General features: G+C 48.1%; 16 protein-coding genes. 12 read left to right on the top strand and 4 right to left on the bottom strand.

Annotated elements, in window-relative coordinates; genetic code table 11:
• Positions 1 to 102 precede the first annotated feature (102 nt).
• From BUB81_RS08545 to BUB81_RS08520, 6 genes are all read left to right on the top strand, one after another.
• On the top strand, positions 103 to 639 hold the full coding sequence (locus BUB81_RS08545; protein WP_175555788.1) for a DUF2878 domain-containing protein: 537 nt from the start codon (positions 103 to 105) through the stop codon (positions 637 to 639).
• Positions 640 to 821: 182 nt separating this feature from the next.
• On the top strand, positions 822 to 1,370 hold the full coding sequence (locus BUB81_RS08540) for a hypothetical protein (RefSeq protein WP_073321451.1): 549 nt from the start codon (positions 822 to 824) through the stop codon (positions 1,368 to 1,370).
• 245 nt (positions 1,371 to 1,615) lie between these two features.
• Complete coding sequence (gene putP / locus BUB81_RS08535) at positions 1,616 to 3,112, top strand: sodium/proline symporter PutP (RefSeq protein ID WP_073321448.1); 1,497 nt, start codon at positions 1,616 to 1,618, stop codon at positions 3,110 to 3,112.
• A gap of 14 nt (positions 3,113 to 3,126) precedes the next feature.
• The gene (gene proB, locus BUB81_RS08530; RefSeq protein ID WP_073321445.1) at positions 3,127 to 4,236 is read left to right on the top strand and encodes a glutamate 5-kinase; all 1,110 of its coding nucleotides are present in this window, start codon (positions 3,127 to 3,129) and stop codon (positions 4,234 to 4,236) included.
• The gene (locus BUB81_RS08525) at positions 4,233 to 5,480 is read left to right on the top strand and encodes a glutamate-5-semialdehyde dehydrogenase (protein ID WP_073321442.1); all 1,248 of its coding nucleotides are present in this window, start codon (positions 4,233 to 4,235) and stop codon (positions 5,478 to 5,480) included. The genes proB and BUB81_RS08525 overlap by 4 nt, the downstream gene beginning before the upstream one ends.
• 235 nt (positions 5,481 to 5,715) lie before the next feature.
• Positions 5,716 to 6,510 (top strand): mechanosensitive ion channel family protein, encoded by a 795-nt coding sequence (locus BUB81_RS08520; RefSeq protein ID WP_084526468.1) that lies wholly within the window; start codon positions 5,716 to 5,718, stop codon positions 6,508 to 6,510.
• Here the strand turns inward: BUB81_RS08520 and BUB81_RS08515 are convergent.
• Entirely contained in the window at positions 6,507 to 7,049 is a 543-nt protein-coding gene (locus tag BUB81_RS08515) for an HNH endonuclease (RefSeq protein WP_073322758.1), read from the bottom strand. The genes BUB81_RS08520 and BUB81_RS08515 overlap by 4 nt on opposite strands.
• 311 nt (positions 7,050 to 7,360) lie before the next feature.
• Here BUB81_RS08515 and pnp point away from each other — a divergent pair, with 311 nt between their 5' ends.
• Together pnp and BUB81_RS08505 are read left to right on the top strand one after the other, a co-directional pair.
• Complete coding sequence (pnp, locus tag BUB81_RS08510) at positions 7,361 to 9,472, top strand: polyribonucleotide nucleotidyltransferase (protein WP_073321416.1); 2,112 nt, start codon at positions 7,361 to 7,363, stop codon at positions 9,470 to 9,472.
• Positions 9,473 to 9,529: 57 nt separating this feature from the next.
• Entirely contained in the window at positions 9,530 to 9,832 is a 303-nt protein-coding gene (locus tag BUB81_RS08505; protein ID WP_073321413.1) for a DUF1244 domain-containing protein, read from the top strand.
• Positions 9,833 to 9,918: 86 nt separating this feature from the next.
• Here BUB81_RS08505 and BUB81_RS08500 read toward each other — a convergent pair whose 3' ends face one another.
• On the bottom strand, positions 9,919 to 11,427 hold the full coding sequence (locus BUB81_RS08500) for a serine hydrolase domain-containing protein (protein WP_245819143.1): 1,509 nt from the start codon (positions 11,425 to 11,427) through the stop codon (positions 9,919 to 9,921).
• A gap of 90 nt (positions 11,428 to 11,517) precedes the next feature.
• Positions 11,518 to 11,910, bottom strand: a complete 393-nt coding sequence (gene cdd, locus BUB81_RS08495) for a cytidine deaminase (protein ID WP_073321407.1) — start codon at positions 11,908 to 11,910, stop codon at positions 11,518 to 11,520.
• A 108-nt stretch (positions 11,911 to 12,018) separates the two neighbouring features.
• On the opposite strand from cdd, the gene nlpI reads away from it, so the two are divergent.
• Positions 12,019 to 12,897 carry a lipoprotein NlpI gene (nlpI, locus tag BUB81_RS08490; RefSeq protein WP_073321404.1) on the top strand — a complete coding sequence of 293 codons (879 nt, stop codon included), beginning with the start codon at positions 12,019 to 12,021 and terminating at the stop codon, positions 12,895 to 12,897.
• 8 nt (positions 12,898 to 12,905) lie between these two features.
• On the top strand, positions 12,906 to 14,417 hold the full coding sequence (locus BUB81_RS08485; RefSeq protein WP_073321402.1) for a tetratricopeptide repeat protein: 1,512 nt from the start codon (positions 12,906 to 12,908) through the stop codon (positions 14,415 to 14,417).
• Here the strand turns inward: BUB81_RS08485 and cysZ are convergent.
• Positions 14,392 to 15,141 (bottom strand): sulfate transporter CysZ, encoded by a 750-nt coding sequence (cysZ, locus tag BUB81_RS08480; protein ID WP_073321399.1) that lies wholly within the window; start codon positions 15,139 to 15,141, stop codon positions 14,392 to 14,394. The genes BUB81_RS08485 and cysZ overlap by 26 nt on opposite strands.
• Before the next feature lie 222 nt (positions 15,142 to 15,363).
• Here cysZ and BUB81_RS08475 point away from each other — a divergent pair, with 222 nt between their 5' ends.
• Both BUB81_RS08475 and zipA read left to right on the top strand, forming a co-directional pair.
• Positions 15,364 to 18,828 (top strand): chromosome segregation protein SMC, encoded by a 3,465-nt coding sequence (locus BUB81_RS08475; RefSeq protein WP_073321396.1) that lies wholly within the window; start codon positions 15,364 to 15,366, stop codon positions 18,826 to 18,828.
• A gap of 21 nt (positions 18,829 to 18,849) precedes the next feature.
• The gene (zipA, locus tag BUB81_RS08470; RefSeq protein ID WP_073321393.1) at positions 18,850 to 20,085 is read left to right on the top strand and encodes a cell division protein ZipA; all 1,236 of its coding nucleotides are present in this window, start codon (positions 18,850 to 18,852) and stop codon (positions 20,083 to 20,085) included.
• Positions 20,086 to 20,102 lie beyond the last annotated feature (17 nt).

The raw sequence follows: 20,102 nt of genomic DNA, 5'->3' as shown, positions 1-20,102 counted from the left end.
GAGAATGAAGCCATCACAGGGTCAATGGATAAGACAATTCAAAATACGTGCCGTAACAAAATCAGCGAAAGCCATAATGCTAACAATGAAGGATTTTCAAGCGTGAAAGTTGTAGTAAACCTCGTCGGATTTCAAATAATCTGGTGGTTGATGATCTTGTATCAGGACCAGTATGTGTCTATCGGTCTTTTGCTACTGATTGGCCACCTGATGTTGATAAAGGAGCATCGCTGTGAGTCTGTCACGTTGCTGGCCGTGGGCTTTATCGGCACGCTTGTCGACAGTGCGTTAACCTTAGGGGGGGTGTTTGAGTTTACTCAAAACAGTGCTGTAGGCGGCATCGTGCCGATACCATTGTGGCTGATCACGCTGTGGTTCGGGTTCGCCGCAACGCTGAGGCACAGTATGTCCTATCTCTCTGAACGGCTTCTGCTTGCAGGGATATTTGGTGGGATAGGCGGCCCGCTTAGCTATGTTGCCGGAGAGCGGTTAGGGGCTGTCAATTTCGGGTTTTCACTGCCTGTTGTTGTTGCATTGCTAGCTGCCATTTGGGCACTTTTGTTGCCGTTGGCATTTGTGCTCGTTCGTCGTCTGGAAGGCCGCTTTTCCAGTGTGAAAATCTTTCACAATGAAGCGTAAAATTGGGTAACGAGGAGTTATCTGACCGACAATGAGTCATTGGGCATACCGGACGTGAAAGGCCCAAACCTTTGTAACACGCGTGCTTACGCTTTTTCGCCTAGTATTTCAGCTGTTGGCTCAGTGCTTGCTAATTCCCATTCATTACGTACAGGGTTTATTTACGAATGGAGGGGAGTGCAATGAACGTGACTTCACAGCAAGGACAGTTATCAAAGACGAATAGCAGACACAGTCGTGTGTTGCATCGGGCCTTCGTACCTGACTATGTATCTGTGGGGTTTATTGTTGATAGATGGGATGACGGTATCGATGCCGCTGCAGCAAATCTAGGTGCAGCGCTAGGTAACGCGGGAATTAAATTACAAATCATCAGTATTGATGACCTGCTAACTTCTGCTGAGTCCCTTTCCGGTCTGTCAGGTCTTATTATAGCAGTCCACGACAACACGCCTGACGATTACATCCGGTCACTTTCAGAGCGTATTGCCAATCAGCAAGTTACCCTGTTTCCCCATTGCGGTCTGCTGTCCTGCATTGATACCAGTAGCCTTCAACAACGGGCAAATCCAATGCGCAGTGTCGAAGCACAGCTTTTGGCTCGTCTCCAACAGTGGCAGTGGATTGGGATTCCTCAGGATAAACAAAGTGAAACCGAACTATCGTCGTGGTTACGCGCGGTCAGTATCCAGTGTCGATATCACGCTGAAAACCACCATTTTGCAATGTAAGCATGAAAATTATTTGAATCATAATTATGTTGTCATGTTTTTGTATAAATAAAAGCATATAAAAATTGACTTCTATTTATTTTTATAGCCACATATTCTATGTGGAATTAGGTGGAAATCACATTTATACAACGATGTAAAGGTGTTGAGTTCATTATTTTCTTGTAATTTGAGTTCTAATCATTATAATTCGTGCACTAATTATTTGGTAAAGCACTTAAGCGTGAAAGAGGCATTATTCATTCATGGCGTTAGAAAGTTATATTTCGTTGGCAGTGTATTTCGTTGCCATGTTAGGCATTGGGTTGTTTGCTTATAAACAATCTACCAGTGATATTTCAGGGTACATTCTGGGCGGGCGTCAGGTCAGTCCTCAGGTAACTGCTTTATCAGCCGGCGCGTCAGATATGAGTGGATGGATGTTGATGGGGTTGCCCGGCGCTATGTTCGTGGCCGGTTTTGATGCGCTCTACATTGCAATTGGCCTGGTGTTAGGTGCATTGGCAAATTATTTTCTGGTGGCGCCTAAACTCCGGGTCTATACCGAAGTGGCAGATGATTCATTGACCGTCCCTGAGTTTTTTGCAAAGCGGTTTGGTCAGGCAAGTGCCAGTGTGCGAATGGTGTCTGCCGCTATTATAGTGCTGTTCTTTACGCTCTACACGTCAGCCGGACTGGTCGCAGGCGGCAAGCTGTTTGAAAGTGCGTTTTCGCTTAATTATCAGTTGGGGCTAATCATTACACTGGCAGTGGTTGTCTCGTACACCCTGTTGGGGGGATTTTTGGCGGTCAGCATGACGGATTTTGTGCAAGGTTGCATCATGTTCGTCGCGCTGGTGCTGGTGCCAATAGTTGCGTTTACTGAATTTGAAAGTGCGGCCCAGATGTCGGCATCTGCATTTGAGTCCATACCGAGTCTGTCAGCGTCATGGCAAAGTGTGACACTGGTTGGTCTGATCTCCAGTCTGGCCTGGGGATTAGGGTATTTCGGTCAGCCTCATATTATTGTGCGCTTTATGGCCATTCGTTCAGTAAGCGATGTAGGCACGGCAAGAAACATTGGGATGTCGTGGATGCTGGTCACGATTATTGGTGCATTAGCTACAGGGTTTGTCGGCATTGCTTATGCCAACCAGTTTGGTTTGGCCGTTGATGATCCCGAAACCATTTTTATTTTATTTTCTGAGATTTTGTTTCACCCGTTAATTAGCGGATTCTTAATGGCAGCGATACTGGCTGCGATTATGAGTACGATTTCTTCGCAGTTACTCGTTTCAGCGAGTTCATTGACCGAGGACATTTATCGGGTGGTGAGTAAAAAGACGCTCACCGAGGCCAAAACCGTTGCTATTGGCCGTTACGGGGTAGCGGGCGTTGCATTGGTTGCATTGTTACTGGCATGGGATGCCTCAAACACAATTTTGTCGCTGGTGAGTAATGCATGGGCTGGATTTGGTGCAGCATTCGGGCCGTTAGTATTGGCGTGTCTTTACCATCGTCAGCTAACGCATAGCGCCGCCTTGGCCGGGATTGTCAGTGGTGCTGCTACCGTGTTGTTTTGGATTTATGCCCCGGTGCTGGAGAACGGTGAGACACTGAGTTCAGTTATCTACGAAATCGTGCCTGGCTTTATTGTTAGTGCCGTCACGATTGCAGTTGTCACTATTTTCAGCGAGGCGCCTGATGAACGTGTTCAGGCAAAGTTTAGAGAAACGAATCAAGTATTAGCAGATTTATCATAGGATTTATGAAAACAATGAGTCGTTCAAATTGGAAACGAATTGTCGTAAAGGTAGGCAGTGCATTAATTGCGCCTAACCGTCAGGGATGTAGCAGTCATTATCTATTGAGTATTGCTCAGTTCATCGTGCGTTGTCGCGCCCAAGGTATTCAGGTGGTGTTGGTATCCTCTGGATCTGTTGCGGCGGGGGCACATATTTTTCCGGAACAGAGCAAAAAAGACATTGCTGTTAAAAAAGCCATGGCCGCTGCCGGTCAAACTGAGATGATGGCAACGTGGGATAAGTTATTTGATTTTCCCTCGGCGCAAATATTATTAACCCACGCTGATTTACGCGATCGTGAGCGCTATGTCAGCATTCGGGATACGACGTTTAGTCTGCTGGAGCATGGTGTGTTGCCGATCATTAACGAAAACGACACCGTCACCACAGACAAACTGAAAGTCGGTGATAACGATAACCTCTCAGCTATGGTCGCTGCGTGTGCAGATGCAGATGCACTGATAATATGCTCTGATGTAGACGGGCTTTACGACAAAAATCCGCACAAGCACGATGATGCAAAGCTGCTGTCGTGGGTAGATAACATCAATGCAGACATCTATGCTATGGCAGGAGGTGCTGCTGAAGATGGCGTCGGCACTGGCGGTATGAAAACCAAAATCGAAGCAGCTGAAAAAGCGGTTTCGCATGGTATAGATACATTTATTATTAATGGCTTTACCGAGTTATCGTTTAATCTATTGTTAGACGGAAAAAATCCGGGCACCCACTTCCAGGCGCATGAAAAACCAATGAAAGAGAATATACATTGGATGACACATACCTCGAATGCCCAGGGTGAGGTGGTAATAAACGAGGACTTTACTGATTCTCTTGACGACAATGTTGATGCTTTGACGAGCAAAGAAATCATTGATGTAAAAGGCGAGTTTTCAGTAGGTGATACCATCCTTGTGCGCCGCGAAGACGGCACCAAACTCGCGAAAGCAAAATCGAATTACAGTAGCTGTTTACTGAACTTTATTGCCAATCAGGACAATCAGGAGTTTGCCTCTGAATTTGAGGAGAAAACCGGTCCGATTATTTCAGAACAGCATATAGCAGTATTGGAGAACAAATGAGCTTAATTACAAACATTGCAAATGACACTTCGCGCGCCGCTAAAGTGCTGGCAGTGCTTGATGAACAAACAAAGAATAATGTTCTGGCTGATATGGCTGCCGCTATCCGCGGGGCCGCAGAGCACATTATTGAAGTGAATGCCGCTGAAGTGGCAGCGGGTAAAGCCGCAGGTCTCGATGAGGCTATGCAGGATCGACTGACCCTGACGCCAGCGCGTATCGAAGACATGGCACAGGGTATTGAGACGATTATTTCTCTGGACGACCCGGTTGGAAAGGAACGCCATATCACTGACCGTCCTAACGGGCTTAAGATTCAAAAAATGCGTGTGCCGCTTGGCGTGGTATGTATGATTTACGAAGCCCGTCCGAATGTAACTGCCGACGCGGGTGCATTGTGCTTTAAATCTGGAAACGGGGTTATTTTACGCGGTGGTAAAGAGGCGTTGAACACGAGCCTGGCTATTGCCGGCTTGTTACAGGAAGTATTACGTAAGCACCAGTTGCCAGAAGCGTTAATCAGCGTAATTCCAGATCCTGATCGCGGTTTAATGCAGGAGTTAATGGAACAAACAGAGACTATCGACGTGATTATTCCACGCGGTGGTGAAGGGTTAATCCGTTATGTCACTGACAACAGTAAAGTGCCGGTCATCCAGCACTTCAAAGGAGTGTGTCATTTGTACGTCGACAAAGACGCCGAATTAACGATGGCCATGGACTTGCTGGTTAATGGTAAAACCCAGCGCACCGGTGTGTGTAATGCATTGGAAGGTCTGGTCGTGCATCAGGCCGTAGCCGGTGATTTTCTGCCTCAGGTTAGCGCCATGTGTCAGGAAAAAGGCGTAACCGTGCACGTCAATCAGGCGGGCGCAGCGTATTTTAGCGAGGCTGATGTCATTGCAGATGATGCATTCGGCGAAGAGTACTTAGGGCCAGAAATCGCTATTCGCGTTGTCGACGATTTTAATCAGGCCTTAGCGCACATTGATCAGTTTGGTAGCCACCACACAGAGGTGATTTGTACGCAAAACGCCGAGACCGCCCGATTGTTTCAGCGAGCAGTAGATGCTTCTGCGGTAATGGTAAACGCGTCTTCGCGCTTCAACGACGGCAGTCAGTTAGGCTTGGGTGCTGAAATCGGTATTGCAACCACCAAGTTGCATGCCTATGGCCCGATGGGACTGGAGTCACTGACAACAGAAAAATATGTGGTCTCCGGCACAGGTCAGGTTCGCGAATAAGCCATAATAACGACGCAGACTGCGTAATAACGAATTTCGTCGATAAACCAGATGATTACCGCTGGTGAGTCGGTTACAATTTGATTTTTAAAGTCACCGTGCTCAGTCACGGTGATTTTTTTCGTTATAGAGGCAAACTAACGTGAACGAAACTGTTGAGTACGGGTGGTCGCTCTTCCTGGCATTTACTCAATCCCATAAGCTCCTGACATCATTGTTTTTGGTGGTCATTTTCATGGCTGTCAAAAAAATGCTTATCAAAGTCCTGCGCCGTCAGAGTAAACGCCGGGGCGAGGATAAGCGCCATTCAATCAATACCATTGACCAATTAGGTAATGCATTGTTGTTGGTATTGTTGCTTACCTTGTGGGCCAATGAAGTGCAGAGTCTGGCACTGTCAATTGCTGCTTTTATGGTAGCGATCGTCTTTGCCACACGAGAGCTTATTCAGTGCTTCATTGGGTTTGTCTATTACATGACAACCCGCCCTTTCCGAGTCGGGAACTGGGTTCAACTGGGCACGCAGGTGGGCGAGGTGGTTGAACTGGATTGGGCGAAAACCACGCTGTTGGAAGTCGATCCTGACACGTATAATTACACCGGTAAACACGTATACGTGCCCAATAACCAACTGATGAATCAGGTGGTTAAAAACCTGAATTTCCTGCGAAGATACCGGCTGCACAGCTTCGAAATCACCAATGAGCCGTTTGCTGACCCCTATGTATTGCTGGAACCATTCGAAACCCTGGTTACTGAGCATTGCGCACATTTCAGAGACGTGGCTGAGCGGTACAAAAGTTTAATTGAACGTAATCTGGACGCCGGGTTTATCAGTATTGACCCGGAAATTGATATTGAAACCAATCACCTGGCAAAAATAGTCGTCAAGATTGGCTTGTTTTGCCCCTCTGATGAAGCGTTCAAACTGGAACAGAAAATCCGGGCTGACTGGACTCGTTTATGGTTTGAAGAAATCAAGCGGCAACAAAAAGAGGGCGGCCTGGCGGCACCGATAATGCCAGGCTAAAGCCAATTGCGCTGGTCGCTGAAATGATGGCTTAAAAAGTCCATTTGATCGGCTAGTATGCGCCGGTTCATCAAATAAAAGCGTTCGTACAAATTTGGCCTGAAGGGGACAGCTAACAATGGCATATTGGCTTCTTCGGGCGTTCGCGCCCCTTTTTGATGGTTGCATCTTGAACAAGCAGTAGCCACATTCGTCCACTCATTCTTCCCCCCACGGGAACGCGGAATAATATGGTCGCGGGTCAGCTGACCCGAACGAAATCGATTTCCACAGTACAAGCACAATTGATTATCGCGCCGAAACAAATATCGGTTAGTCAGGGCAATTTTGCCATGCGTGACCACTTTGCCATCACAGGCGATAATGGAGCTGAGTTGCAATCGGCTTTGTACACCGTAGCGATTGTGACCACCCAATAACGTATATTGCTGACTTCCAAGTTCAAACAGTACTTTACCTTGCGCGTAATAACGCGCTGCCTGATAGATATTTAGCCAGTCTTGAGGCGCACCGGCCTTGTTTAAACGCAAAATTAGCATGACCACTGATTCTCCGTGTAATACCTGTTTACTCTCCACATCGAACGCTAGCGTTAAAATGCACATCGCCGTGCGATGGGGACTGAAATCGCTGACTTTCCTTCCTTTTTCTGGTTACAGATATTACAGATGAGTATGACAGATGGATGAAAATTTAACCAATATTTTGAACTGGGAGGAATTAAGCCCGTAAAACGGCAAAAATTTGCAATTGAACGGATTAGTTATTGGTAAAGATATAGTATCGCCGCTATACTAGGCGCCGCGTTTAAAAGCGAAGAAATTGTAAAGAAAGAATTAAAGGACAAATAGTGACTCCTATTACAAAAACTTTCCAGTATGGTCAACATACTGTGACTCTAGAAACGGGCGTAATCGCTCGTCAGGCAACCGCTGCAGTAATGGCCAGCATGGACGATACTTCAGTACTGGTAACTGTAGTGGGCAAAAAAGAGGCGAAAGCCGATCAAGACTTTTTCCCTCTGACTGTTAACTATCAGGAAAAAACTTACGCTGCCGGTAAGATCCCTGGTGGATTCTTTAAGCGTGAAGGTCGCCCTTCAGAAGGTGAGACCCTGACTGCACGCCTTATCGACCGCCCAATTCGCCCTCTGTTCCCAGAAGGGTTTAAAAACGAAGTTCAGGTTGTTGTTACAGTTGTATCTTCTAACCCTGAAATCCCAACTGACATTATTTCAATGATCGGTACGTCTGCGGCACTTGCTATCTCTGGTATTCCATTTAACGGCCCAATTGGTGCGGCACGTGTTGGTTATACTGACGGTGAGTACATCCTTAATACCCGTAACAGTGAACAGGAAACCAGTCAGCTGGATCTGGTTGTTGCTGGTACAGAAGGCGCAGTACTGATGGTTGAATCAGAAGCCAGTGTATTGTCTGAAGACGTAATGCTGGGTGCCGTGATGTTTGGTCACGAGCAATTGCAAACGGTTATTGCTGCAGTTAACGAATTTGCCGCTGAAGTTGCCACGCCGAAGTGGGACTGGGTAGCACCTGCAGAAAACACCAGCCTGAAAGACAAAATTAAAGCGCTTGCTCTTGAAGGTATGACTGCGGCTTATCAGATTTCTGACAAGCTGGAGCGTAAAGATGCAGTTACCGCGGTAACTGAAAAAGCAGCGGCTGAAATTCTGGCGGCTGATGAAGAGCAAGATCCAAAAGAAGTACTGGACCTGTTACACGAGCTGGAAAGTGACGTGGTACGTTCACGCATTCTGGCAGGCGAGCCACGTATTGATGGCCGTGACCCAACAATGGTTCGTGCGCTTAACGTGTCTACTGGTGTATTACCACGTACTCACGGTTCAGCGGTATTTACCCGTGGTGAAACGCAGGCTCTGGTTGTTGCAACCTTAGGTACTGAGCGTGACGCGCAGATGATTGACGAACTGTCTGGTAAGAAAGACAGCCGCTTCATGCTGCACTACAACTTCCCTCCATACTGTGTGGGTGAAACTGGCATGATCGGTTCGCCAAAGCGTCGTGAAATTGGTCACGGTCGTTTGGCTAAGCGTGGTATTCAGGCAGTTATGCCTTCTGAAGAAGAATTCCCGTATGTTGTTCGTGTGGTTTCTGAAATCACTGAATCAAACGGTTCATCTTCAATGGCGTCTGTGTGTGGTACCTCTCTGGCATTAATGGATGCGGGTGTACCAATCAAAGCGTCAGTCGCGGGTATCGCGATGGGTCTGGTTAAGAGTGACGATAACTTCGTGGTGCTATCTGACATTCTGGGTGATGAAGATCACTTAGGCGACATGGACTTTAAAGTTGCGGGTACTACCGAAGGTATTACGGCACTGCAGATGGATATCAAAATTGAAGGTATCACTAAAGAAATCATGCAGATTGCCCTTAAGCAGGCAAAAGAAGCCCGCTTACACATTCTGGGTGTAATGGACCAGGCACTTGGCGGTCACCGCGAAGAAATGAGCGAATTTGCTCCGCGCATCTACACACTGAAGATTGATCAGGACAAGATCCGTGACGTCATCGGTAAAGGCGGCGCGATGATTCGTTCAATCACCGAAGAGTCTGACACTAACATCGAAATCGAAGACGATGGTACCGTGAAGATCTTCGCAACTGAGCGTGCTAAAGCTGAAATCGCGATTGCGAAAATCGAACAGGTTACTGCTGAAATCGAAGTAGGTAAGACCTACAACGGTAAAGTGACTCGTATCGTAGACTTCGGTGCATTTGTTGAAGTATTACCAGGTAAAGAAGGTCTGGTTCACATTTCACAAATCGCTCACGAGCGCGTGAACAAGGTGACTGATTACCTGTCTGAAGGTCAGATGGTTGACGTGAAAGTGATGGAAATCGACCGTCAGAACCGCGTACGTCTGAGCATTAAGGAATTGTTGGAAAAGCCAGCAAAGCCTGAGTCAAACGACGAATAATTGGTAAATTACCAATAAAAGGGGCATTTAATGCCCCTTTTTTTGTAGGAGAAAATCATGGATAAAGCGACACAAAACGCCATAGAAGCAAAGGTATTCCAAACGCTGATCGACCATTTGGACGCCAATAAGGACGTTCAAAATATCGATTTGATGATCCTGGCGGATTTTTGCAGAAACTGCCTGGCAAAGTGGTATAGCAAAGCTGCGGCAGAAGAGGGCGTTGAGATTGATTATGATGCCGCTCGCGAGATAGTTTATAAAATGCCTTACAGTGAATGGAAAGAGCACCATCAGTTACCGGCTACCGACGAGCAAATGGCCGCGTTTAACGCCCGCCAGGCAAAGAAAAAGTCTTGATTGCTGTAGGCATACAAATTGATTAACTGAAATCAGTTTAACGAAAAGTACCAAGGCTGGTTGCAGGTATGCTTCCAGCCTTTTTGCTATTGCCGGGTACCGCGAATGCGGTTGTCCATGACCAGCGTCGTTATTTGTCCATCTTCATTACGCTCGAAGTGAATGGTACTGCCGTCCAAGGCAAAAAAGCGTCCATCGCCTTCATGCCAGTGCATTTCATTATCGATGTAGGGCAGTGCGGTTAGTCGGAATCCCTCGGGAGCCGGGCTCAATACTATATCGACCTCTACGGGCGAAGTAACACGATAGGTACCAAGGTATTCTGCTATTATTTTGTCAGGCGTTTCCGGTATCGTTTTGTAGGTGGGTTCTTCATAACCAATCTCGAACGCTTCTTTTATGCGGATTTCCAGCTCTCGAATTAACTGCCTGCCATTATCGCCGTTGGTCATGATGGCGTAGCCGTTACCCGTTTCGATTTCCAGATAAAACTGCGACATGAACCCGGCATCGGCACCACCATGGGCAAACCCGATCAGATTGTTATCTTCTTTATATAAAAAATACCCAATACCCACATGGGGTGGTGATCCGGTTGGAGAATTGGATGTCAGCATGTCTTTTGCACTCGCCTGTGATAACCAGTTTTCCTTATCATCAGTGAGATAGCTTTGTCTTATTTCTGCGCCTAAACGCAACAAGTCACTAGGCGTACTCCACATACCCGCTGCCGCTAGTGTTGCATAGGTATGAGCTCCACCTTCTACGGGATTGCCTGCATCATCATAAGGTGTCGCCATATTGGCAGCCAATTCGGCTGAAATTGGCTGTGTAAATCCCGACCGTGTCATACCCAGTGGTGAAAACAGCAATTGCTCGGCCATCGCAGTGAGTGGCTCTGAAGACACGTCCTGCAGTAAAAGTTGAGCAATGGTGGTACCACCGCCAGAATAGCGCATCGTGCTGCCCGGTTTTATATCTACCACAACGGCTGCGGTGTTGGCAGGCGGAGTTCCATCCAGCACTTGCACCAGAGTTGGAATGGCTTCACCTTTGGCATAACCGGGAAAGCCATGCACCGTTGTGCCAGCTGAGTGACTTAATAGGCGACGCAACGTAACGGGCTCTTGATCGCTCCATGGGTGTTCCGGTACTTGCCAGCTTGTTAGCAGCCCGTTTACGTCAGCGTCTAAATCCAGTCCATGGGTTTCACGGTATTTCATTAACACTGCGGCAAAAGTCGGTTTAGAAATGCTTCCAGCCTGAAAAACCGTATCGCTGTCGACAGGTTGCCCGGTGGTTAGATCCTTAACACCGTGCTCCAAAGTCCAGGCGATGCGACCGTTTTGCATGATGGCAATGGAAACCCCCGGCACCTGATGATGTTCAAGCCGCTGCGCCAGACTTTGTGTTTGTGCCGGTCGATTCATAATACGCACAGGCGGTGTCAGTCCGTTCAATAGCTGTGTCTGTGCGGGTATCACTGTTTCGGCAGTCATTGATTCGCTGGATGGGCTAACGTCAGCGGGTTGGCAACCTGTGACAAGTAGCGACACTATGGCAATGGTCAGGGCAGGCGAAATCCGTTTCATCATAATTATCCTTATAAAAAAAGCGGCATTGTATGGTTTATACAAATTACCGCTTTTTGTTCATCTTCTTGTTTATGAGGGCAAATACCGTAATTAATCCTGCGGTGTGAGTGTAAAACCTTCAGGTAATAATTCACCCACGGTGGTTTCAGTACTATTGCCTTCTGGCGTAATCATTACAACAGGCGTGGATGCCTCTGCAAATTCTGCAATTTTCTGTCTGCATCCACCACAGGGATAACAAAAAGTCTCGGTAGGGCTGGCTATGACGATTTGCTTTATGGCAGAAGCGCCTTGCGCAATCATAGTGCCGATAGCGGTAGCCTCTGCACACTGCCCCAGGGGATAGGCTGCATTTTCTACGTTACACCCAAAATACACGTTTCCGTCGTTTGCTTCTAATGCGGCGCCAACTCTGAATTTGGAATAGGGCGCATAAGCATTCTTCTGCGCGTTTAGTGCCGCGCTTTTTAATTTTTCTAACAAATTTTATTTCCTGTTTTTGCTATTTTCCTGATCCGACAGTGCATTAACTGCGGTATCTTCTGTTATAGTAACTACAACTGGAATGGATTGGACAGAAAAATTTATCATATGCTGAGTCGTTTGAGTGCAATTTTATTGGTTATGGGTCTGGCAGGTTGTGCGCAAATACCTGAGACCGCAAAACAAACCGAAATGGGTAACCTGCTGGTGCCGGAGCCTGCACCTGTCAGCATCCGTTCGCAGGTGGCCATTGCCCGTTTCGAGCAGATTTTAAGTAATGTCCAACTCACCGACAGCGATAAAGCCCAAATCCACTTTCAACGCGGTATGCTATACGACAGCGTGGGCCTAAGCGGGCTCGCGCAATTCGATTACAATCGCGCCATCAATTTTAAACCCGACATGGCAGAAGCCTATAACTCGTTGGGTGTACACCTGATTCAGCAACGCGAGTTTAGTCAGGCGTATGAAGCATTCGACTCCACGTTGGAAATCGACCCAGAATACGAGTTTGCGTTTTTGAATCGTGGTATTGCACTCTATTATGGCGGTCGTCCTGATCTTGCGGTAAAAGATTTAGCCACGTTTGCCGAGAAAGCGCCCAATGATCCCTTTCGGGCACTCTGGGCTTATTTTGCCGATAAGCAGGTGTCGCCTGAAACAGCAAAAGTAAAGTTGGCCAACCGGCGCGCTGAACTGGCAGAACAACACTGGGCCACAAAACTGGTAGACATGTTTCTGGGAACCGCCTCCGAAACCCAGCTACTCGACTCATTATTAACGGGTGTTACCAGCGAGAAAGAACTCACCGATCGCTTGTGCGAAGCCTATTTTTATTTAGGCAAGTATCACGAGGAAAAGGAACAGCCTGGTATCGCGTCAAACTATTTTAAATTCGCACTCAGTACCAACGTTTTTGAATACGTTGAGCATCGCTACGCACGCCTTGAGCTGGAACGCCTGCGTCAGAATTCCGTGTCTGAATAACGCGCTACATGTTTAGAGCCACTTGTCTGGTTGTATTTACGTCGCTGACAATAGCGGCTGATACCGGCCAGTTAAACACACAACTGCTAAGCAATGCTCAACACGCTGAGGAACCGGCGTCTCTACTTTGGATCGCGTCAGAGCAGGGCAGTCAACAAGCGCAACAGCAGCTGCACGATTTTGCTGAGCAAAAGCAAGATGGGTATTGGCTCGAAAAGCTCATTGGTCTTGGCTATGCACCTGCTGCATTAACACTTTCCCGCATTGAGGATAACCCCCGTATTTCCCAGCGTTTGGTTCGGTTAGCAGCAAGGGGCGGTGTAGCACAAGCCCAATATGAATTTGCCCTGAGCCGCGATGATTATTCCCATCGTGCCAGTTGGCTTACAGCGGCCGCCGAGCAAGGCTTGTTTGAAGCGCAAACCGCGTTGGCAGACTGGTATCTGTTGTATCAACAGCCCGAGTTAGCTGAGCCCTGGTTGGCACAAACTGCCGATACCGATCCGCAAAGCGCATTTCAGTTAGCGTATTTGCGCTGGCAGCATGGCGAAAAAGAAGAAGCCAAGGCGTTGTTCGAGTTTGCAGCAGAACATGAGCACGAAGAAGCGGCCGAAGTGTTATCTGTGCTAAATCGTTATCAGCCCGTCTCGGTCTCAGCCCTGCGCAATCAATTAGCTTCTTCTTTACCTGATAACTGGCTGACCGCCCAATGTCGTCAACGTATGCAACCTTTGGCAACGGGGTTGGCAGAAATGGTTCAGGCAGATCGTATCTTTCGTCAATTTAAACGGGACCGACGACTGCAATCGCTGTCGTTGTGTGTGGCGACACCACAGTGGTTAGCAGACAACACAATGCGATGCGATGCTAATTGGCGTGGTCAGGGCAGGTTGGGCTGTGATATCAGGCCGCTGGCCGAAACGGTTGAGGCGAACAATATTACGCACCTTATGGTCTTGGCACAAAGTGGTAAGGCGAATGTCAACAATGGTGTTATGTATCTGGATGTAGGCGACACCTACAGCGTATTTGTACACGAATTAGCGCACTTTGTCGGGTTCGTCGATGAATATCCGCTTACTGCCGGATTGGCAAGAGAATACTGTAGCCGTAAAACCGCCCCCAACTTGGTGTTCCTGGGAGAAATTACCTATGCGCCATTGGACAACATAGCGCAATGGCAGGCCATTGAGTTCCCGGTGCGGTTATATCCAGCCAGAACCTGCCACAATATTCGTCAGCCAAGCTATAAACCCAGCGAGCGTATGACGTTTCTGGAAAATCATGATGCGAAGTACATCCCGCCGCTGTATTTAAGTATTTGGCAACAGCGTTTAAACGACCCCGGTGTACAGCGCACCGTGTCGATGAATTTATTTCAGACGTTTCAACGCGCAAAGCAAACTGAACAAGCCGCGTTCTGGCTAGAGCGCGTGCGTCAGGAAAAGGCAGCGTTTTTACCACTGCCAGCAGAACCAGCGCCTGATGAGACGCTTATTGATCCCGATTTAACACCGTAGGCCGATATTCATTGACCCACATGGCGGTCGCACCACAAATGGCAACGGGCATTACCAAAAAGTTGATGATAGGGATCATCGCCATCACATTCACCGCAATGCCAAACGAGAAACTCAGACTTTTGCGATCGCCCAAATGCAGGCGCATGGTTTTAAAGGGGACCTTGTGGTTATCGAAAGGATAGTCACAGTACTGGATGGCCATCATCCAGGCGCCAAATAAAAACCACAGTATTTGGCCAATAACCGGTAAAAAGAAAAACAGTAACAGAAAACCCAGCGCCCTCGGCAAGTAGTAAATCAACTTAGTGACTTCACGGCCAAACGTACGCGGCAAGTCTTTGACGATGGCCATTAGCCCTTCATCACCCAGACTTTGCCCGGTTAAATGCCGCTCGACTTTTTCAGCCAACAGGCCGTTAAATGGCGCGGCGATCCAATTTGCCAGGGTGCCAAAAATCAATGCGAACGACAGTAAAATGCTTATCACGGCCAGCGGCCAGACGAAGAAGTTTATCGCGGTTTTTAACCAGCCCAGCCAGTCCGGGATCAGCCCGGTTATATAATCTATTCCGCCCTGAATTTCGCCCAGTAAGAAATAAAATGCCGTTGAGAACAACACCAGATTGATGAAAAGCGGGACAAAGACAAACCGTTTCAGGCCTTTTGTTGTGATCAGGTCAAACCCTGAACCAAAATAACCAAATCCACTTCGATGCGGCATAGTAACTCCAGATAATGCAAGAGAAATCAGTATAAAAGTGTTAGGGATAACAGTGAATTGTTAATTGTTACAGTTGATGAACTTTGTTACATTCAACTAATAATAACAACTCAACAGTGCGCACGTGAACAGTTCAACTCACGACAGAATTAGCCCGGGAATGCTTTATTCTTCGGCTATGTCCGCTGTCCGCTCGATGTCGTTTCGATGCGGAGGTTTATTATGCGCCTGAAAAAAATAAAGCTCGCCGGCTTCAAGTCGTTTGTTGACCCAACCAGTATCCCGTTTCCCGGTGATATGACCGCGATTGTCGGTCCTAACGGCTGTGGCAAATCGAATGTGATTGATGCGGTGCGTTGGGTACTGGGCGAAAGCTCTGCGAAAAATCTGCGTGGCGATGCCATGACAGACGTCATTTTTAACGGTTCATCTGCGCGTAAAGCGGTAGGTCAGTGCAGTGTTGAGCTGGTGTTTGACAACAGCAGTGGCAGGATCGCGGGCGAATACGCCAAGTACAATGAATTATCAATTAAACGCGTCGTTACCCGTGACGCCGTGTCCACTTATTATCTAAATGCCAGTAAATGTCGCCGCCGCGATGTGACCGATCTGTTTCTGGGCACCGGTTTAGGCCCGCGAAGCTATGCAATTATTGAGCAGGGAATGATTTCCCGATTAATCGAATCTAAGCCTCAGGAATTGCGTGTTTTTATTGAGGAAGCCGCTGGGATTTCCAAATACAAAGAGCGACGTCGCGAGACAGAAAACCGCATTCGCCATACCCAGGACAACCTTGAACGTCTGGAAGATGTTCGCAGTGAATTAGGTCGCCAACTCGACAAGTTGCAACGGCAGGCCGCCGCCGCAAGGCGCTACAAAACCCTCAAAACCCAGGAACGCCAACTTAAAGCTGAGCTGGCCGCCATTCGATGGTTAAAGCAGGATGATCAGCTACAAAAACTGCAACAGCAACAAGAGGAGGTCAAAAATGATATCGAAGCACTTACCGCTAAACAGCGAGGTGATGAAGCCGGTATTGAAAAATACCGGGTAGCCGCTCAGGAAAATAAGCTGGCACTGGATACATTACAGCAGTCTTTGTTTACAGTAAGTGCCGCCATATCCCGTCTTGAGCAGTCTGCTCAGCACAATCAGCAGCGCCGACAGCAGATTCAACAAGAATTATCGGCATTGGAAGCGCAGCTAGCACGCTTGGACGAGACCCGATCCCAGTTGGCTGTTCAACACGAGGAATTGTCTGAAAAACGGTTGTTGCTGGAGCCGGAATATGAAATGAAGCAAGCGTCCTGCGAGCAACTGGACATTGCAAGAGAGGAAGCTGAGCAGGCTTTGCAACAACATGAGCGAGCATTTCAGCAAGCCGATCAGACCTACCACCAGCACAAACAGCAAGTGCATACGCATCACAGTAAAGTGCAAACACTACTGCAAATGCAGATGCGTACACAGCAGCGCATTGGTGAACTGGAACAGGAACTCAGGGAATACACGCAGGATGACTTCGAGAGTCGTCTACGGCAGTTAGAAGCCGAGAAACACGACCTTGAAATGCAGGTGGAGGGCCTGACTGAGGCCGTGCTTGAAGCGGAAATTCAGGTATCAGAAACGCAAACGCACCTCGCTGACAGAAATGCAGCGTTACTTGAGGCGAAAGGTGAATTACAACGGTTGCAGTCTCAACATGCCGCTCTGGAAACCCTACAAAAAGCGTCAAGTCCTCAACAGCCGCAGCCTGAAGAGGCAGTGGCACTTTGGGAGTGGTTAACGCCGGCAAGGGGCAAGGCCGCATTAATCGAACATGTGTTGACACTGCTCGGTGATGCCCAGGTTTTACAAGGCTGTTCTTTGGAGAGTGGCTTAGCTTCGCAGCCTGAGTTTACACCGGGCTTTCATTATTTTACTGAAGCGCAGTTTACTGACATTAAAGTGCCTGGTTCTGTTGCCGCATTTTTAGATAACCCTGCAGTCCCTGCTGTGTTTAATCGTATTGGCGTGGCCGATGATTTAACCGCAGCCAGAGAGTCGCTTGGCAACACGTCGTTTGACCTGTTTGTTACTGAGTCGGGAGAATGGCTGGCACAAGATTGGCTGCGCATGGGTAAGAAAGACGAACAGGCAGGGCAGTTACAACGCGCGCAAGCGCTCGCTGCGTTGGCTGGAGACATTACCGGTGCAGAGACAACAGTCAACGCGTTAACGGAACAAGTGTCGCAAGCCGAAGCCAGCCTTGCTCAGTGTCAGGAAACGCTTAAACAACATCAAAGCCGGTTGTCAGCCGAACAAAATGCACTGCAACAGCGTAGCCACCAAATTCAATGGCTTGGCGAACAGCAGCAACAACAGCAACAAAAGCAGCAGCGCTTACACGACGAGCTGGCACGTCAAAAAGACCAGTTCGAAGAAGAAGCCATTGAGTTGGCTATGTTGAATGAAAATTTAGCGACGCTGGAAGAGCAGTTAGCAGAACAAGCCGCAGAACAAGAGCAGTTAGCATCAAAAAGGAAAAGCTTACAACAACAGGTGGCCAGTCAGCGCGCTCAATATGAACAGTATACCCGGGTGCTGCATGAACAGGCTTTGCAGCTGCAGGACCTGAGGAATAAACAACAAAGTACGGCTGCTCAGCAGCAACAACTGGACAATCAGTCGCAAGACGCCAGGCGGCGCGAAGAAGCGCTGTCCCGGGAGCTGGAATCCCTGGCTAGTCCGGAAAACGAGCAAAAAGAACAACTGCAGGCGTATCTAGCGGACAAAGAACAGTTGGAAGAGCAGAAAAGTGAGCGTCAACACGCACTCGAACACGCTGAGTCGATGCTGGCAGAAGCCATGCAGGGCCAACAAGGTCAACTCGCTATGATCGCCAAACGGCAGCAGGAGCTGGATAGCCTGAAAATTGAAGCTGAGGGTGTCAGAGTAAGAGGTGCGGCCATACTTGAACAGTTCAATGAACTTGATGTCACGCTGAAAACCATCCTTGAAAATTTACCCGCTGACGCAGAGGAGAAGCGCACCCAGTCTGAACTTGAGCAAACGACTGCCGCCATCAGTCGACTGGGCGCAGTGAACCTCGCTGCGGTAGAAGAATACGATATCCAGGCCGAACGAAAGGCGCATTTGGATGCACAATTTGACGATCTGAATGAAGCGCTGGACACATTGCAAAATGCTATTCGCAAGATCGACCGCGAGACGCGTACCCGATTTAGTCACACCTTCGAACAAGTGAATGACGATCTGAAACAACTGTTTCCGAAAGTGTTTGGTGGAGGCTCGGCATACTTGGCATTAACCGACGATGATTTGCTGGAAACCGGCGTGACCATCATGGCACGTCCACCTGGCAAGAAAAATAGTACAATTCATCTGCTTAGCGGTGGAGAAAAAGCGCTAACCGCTTTATCATTGGTATTTGCGATATTCAGACTGAATCCGGCACCGTTTTGCCTGCTCGATGAAGTGGACGCGCCGCTGGATGACGCAAACGTAGGGCGTTTTTGTAAGCTGGTTTCGGAAATGTCGAAATCAGTACAGTTTATTTATATTACCCATAATAAAATCGCGATGGAGATGGCCAGTCATTTAACCGGCGTAACAATGGCAGAACCAGGGGTTTCCCGCATGGTTGCCGTGGACGTTGACGAGGCCGTTTCATTGGTAGAAGCATAATGACACAGGGCATAGAAATCGATGGAAGATGAATTACGTTGGTCACTGTTGCTGCTTGGTGGTTTTTTTATCATCGGCGTATTAGCACATGGCTTATGGAATATTCGTAAAAACAATAAAGCCAAAAAGCCCCCGCGTATTGAACCTCAGGATTGGCAGGAAGACGACGCTGCAGACGATGAGAATTCAACAGAGCAATTTGATGAATACGGTATAGGCTCCGTTCGTGTAGTAAGCGGCCATACGCCCGATACCGACGATTCAGACGATGAAGAAAACATCGCGCAAGCCAGCGATGTATCTTCTGGTGAAAGCGTTGAAACAAAATCTGAATTGCTCCCGGAAGAAGAGAGCAACACACCTCAGTCAGAAACTAAGCAGCCTGAGGCTAAACAGCCAGAAGCTGAAAAACTGTATGCGTCTGTGGTGTCTAACCCTAAGCCGCAGTTTAGTACAAAAGAATCTGTCACTGATGCGGGTGAAGCTATTCCGGCCCCGCCGTCGTTTTTGTTGAAAGACGAAGCGCCCACCGAACCCCATAAAGCAGAGGCACCTTCTCAGGCAGAAAAAGAGCCGACGATTGATTTTTCCCTGGATGCACAAGAAGCGCCCGATACACTGAAAGATAAACCAGTGGAAGCGCCGAAAGCAGCCCCAGTTGAAAAGCCTGCACCCCGGAAGAAAACCCGACAATCGATTCGACGTCGCCAGGAACCTAATTTTGGTGATGACGAACAGATGCAAATTGATTTTGATGATTCGCAAAAAGCAGCGCCTCCGAGCGATGCCGCACCCGAAAAACCGGCTGCAGACGCCGCCAGTGTTGGACAGGAAGTATTGATCCTGAACGTTCGAGCACCAGAAGATGCACCTATAAGTGGAGCAGCTTTGTTGCCCATGTTGCTCACGCTGGGCTTCAAATTTGGCGATCAGGATATCTTCCACCGCCATGTAAATTCTAATGGCAAAGGCCCGGTGTTATTTAGTCTGGCAAATATGTTCAAGCCAGGTAACTTCGATATCGACAATCTGGAAAACTTTACTACCCGGGGTGTGTCGTTGTTTATGTTGTTGCCTATAGAAGGTGACCCGCATCAGGTGTTTAACATGATGCACAATGCCGCTCGCAAAATCGCCGATGAATTTAATGCACAGGTCCTGGACGGCCGTCGCAGCGTATTAACCAAACAAGGCATTCAGCAATACGTCGAAAAGATACGAGATTTCGAACGCAAGCGTATGATTGCCAAACACTAAATACACCGAGGGCTGGC

This window comes from Marisediminitalea aggregata (genome assembly GCF_900129565.1).
GTDB classification, from domain to species: domain Bacteria; phylum Pseudomonadota; class Gammaproteobacteria; order Enterobacterales; family Alteromonadaceae; genus Alteromonas; species Alteromonas aggregata.
The sequence above is the reverse complement of the archived record's forward strand: the minus strand, read 5'-3'. Positions and strand labels throughout refer to the sequence as shown.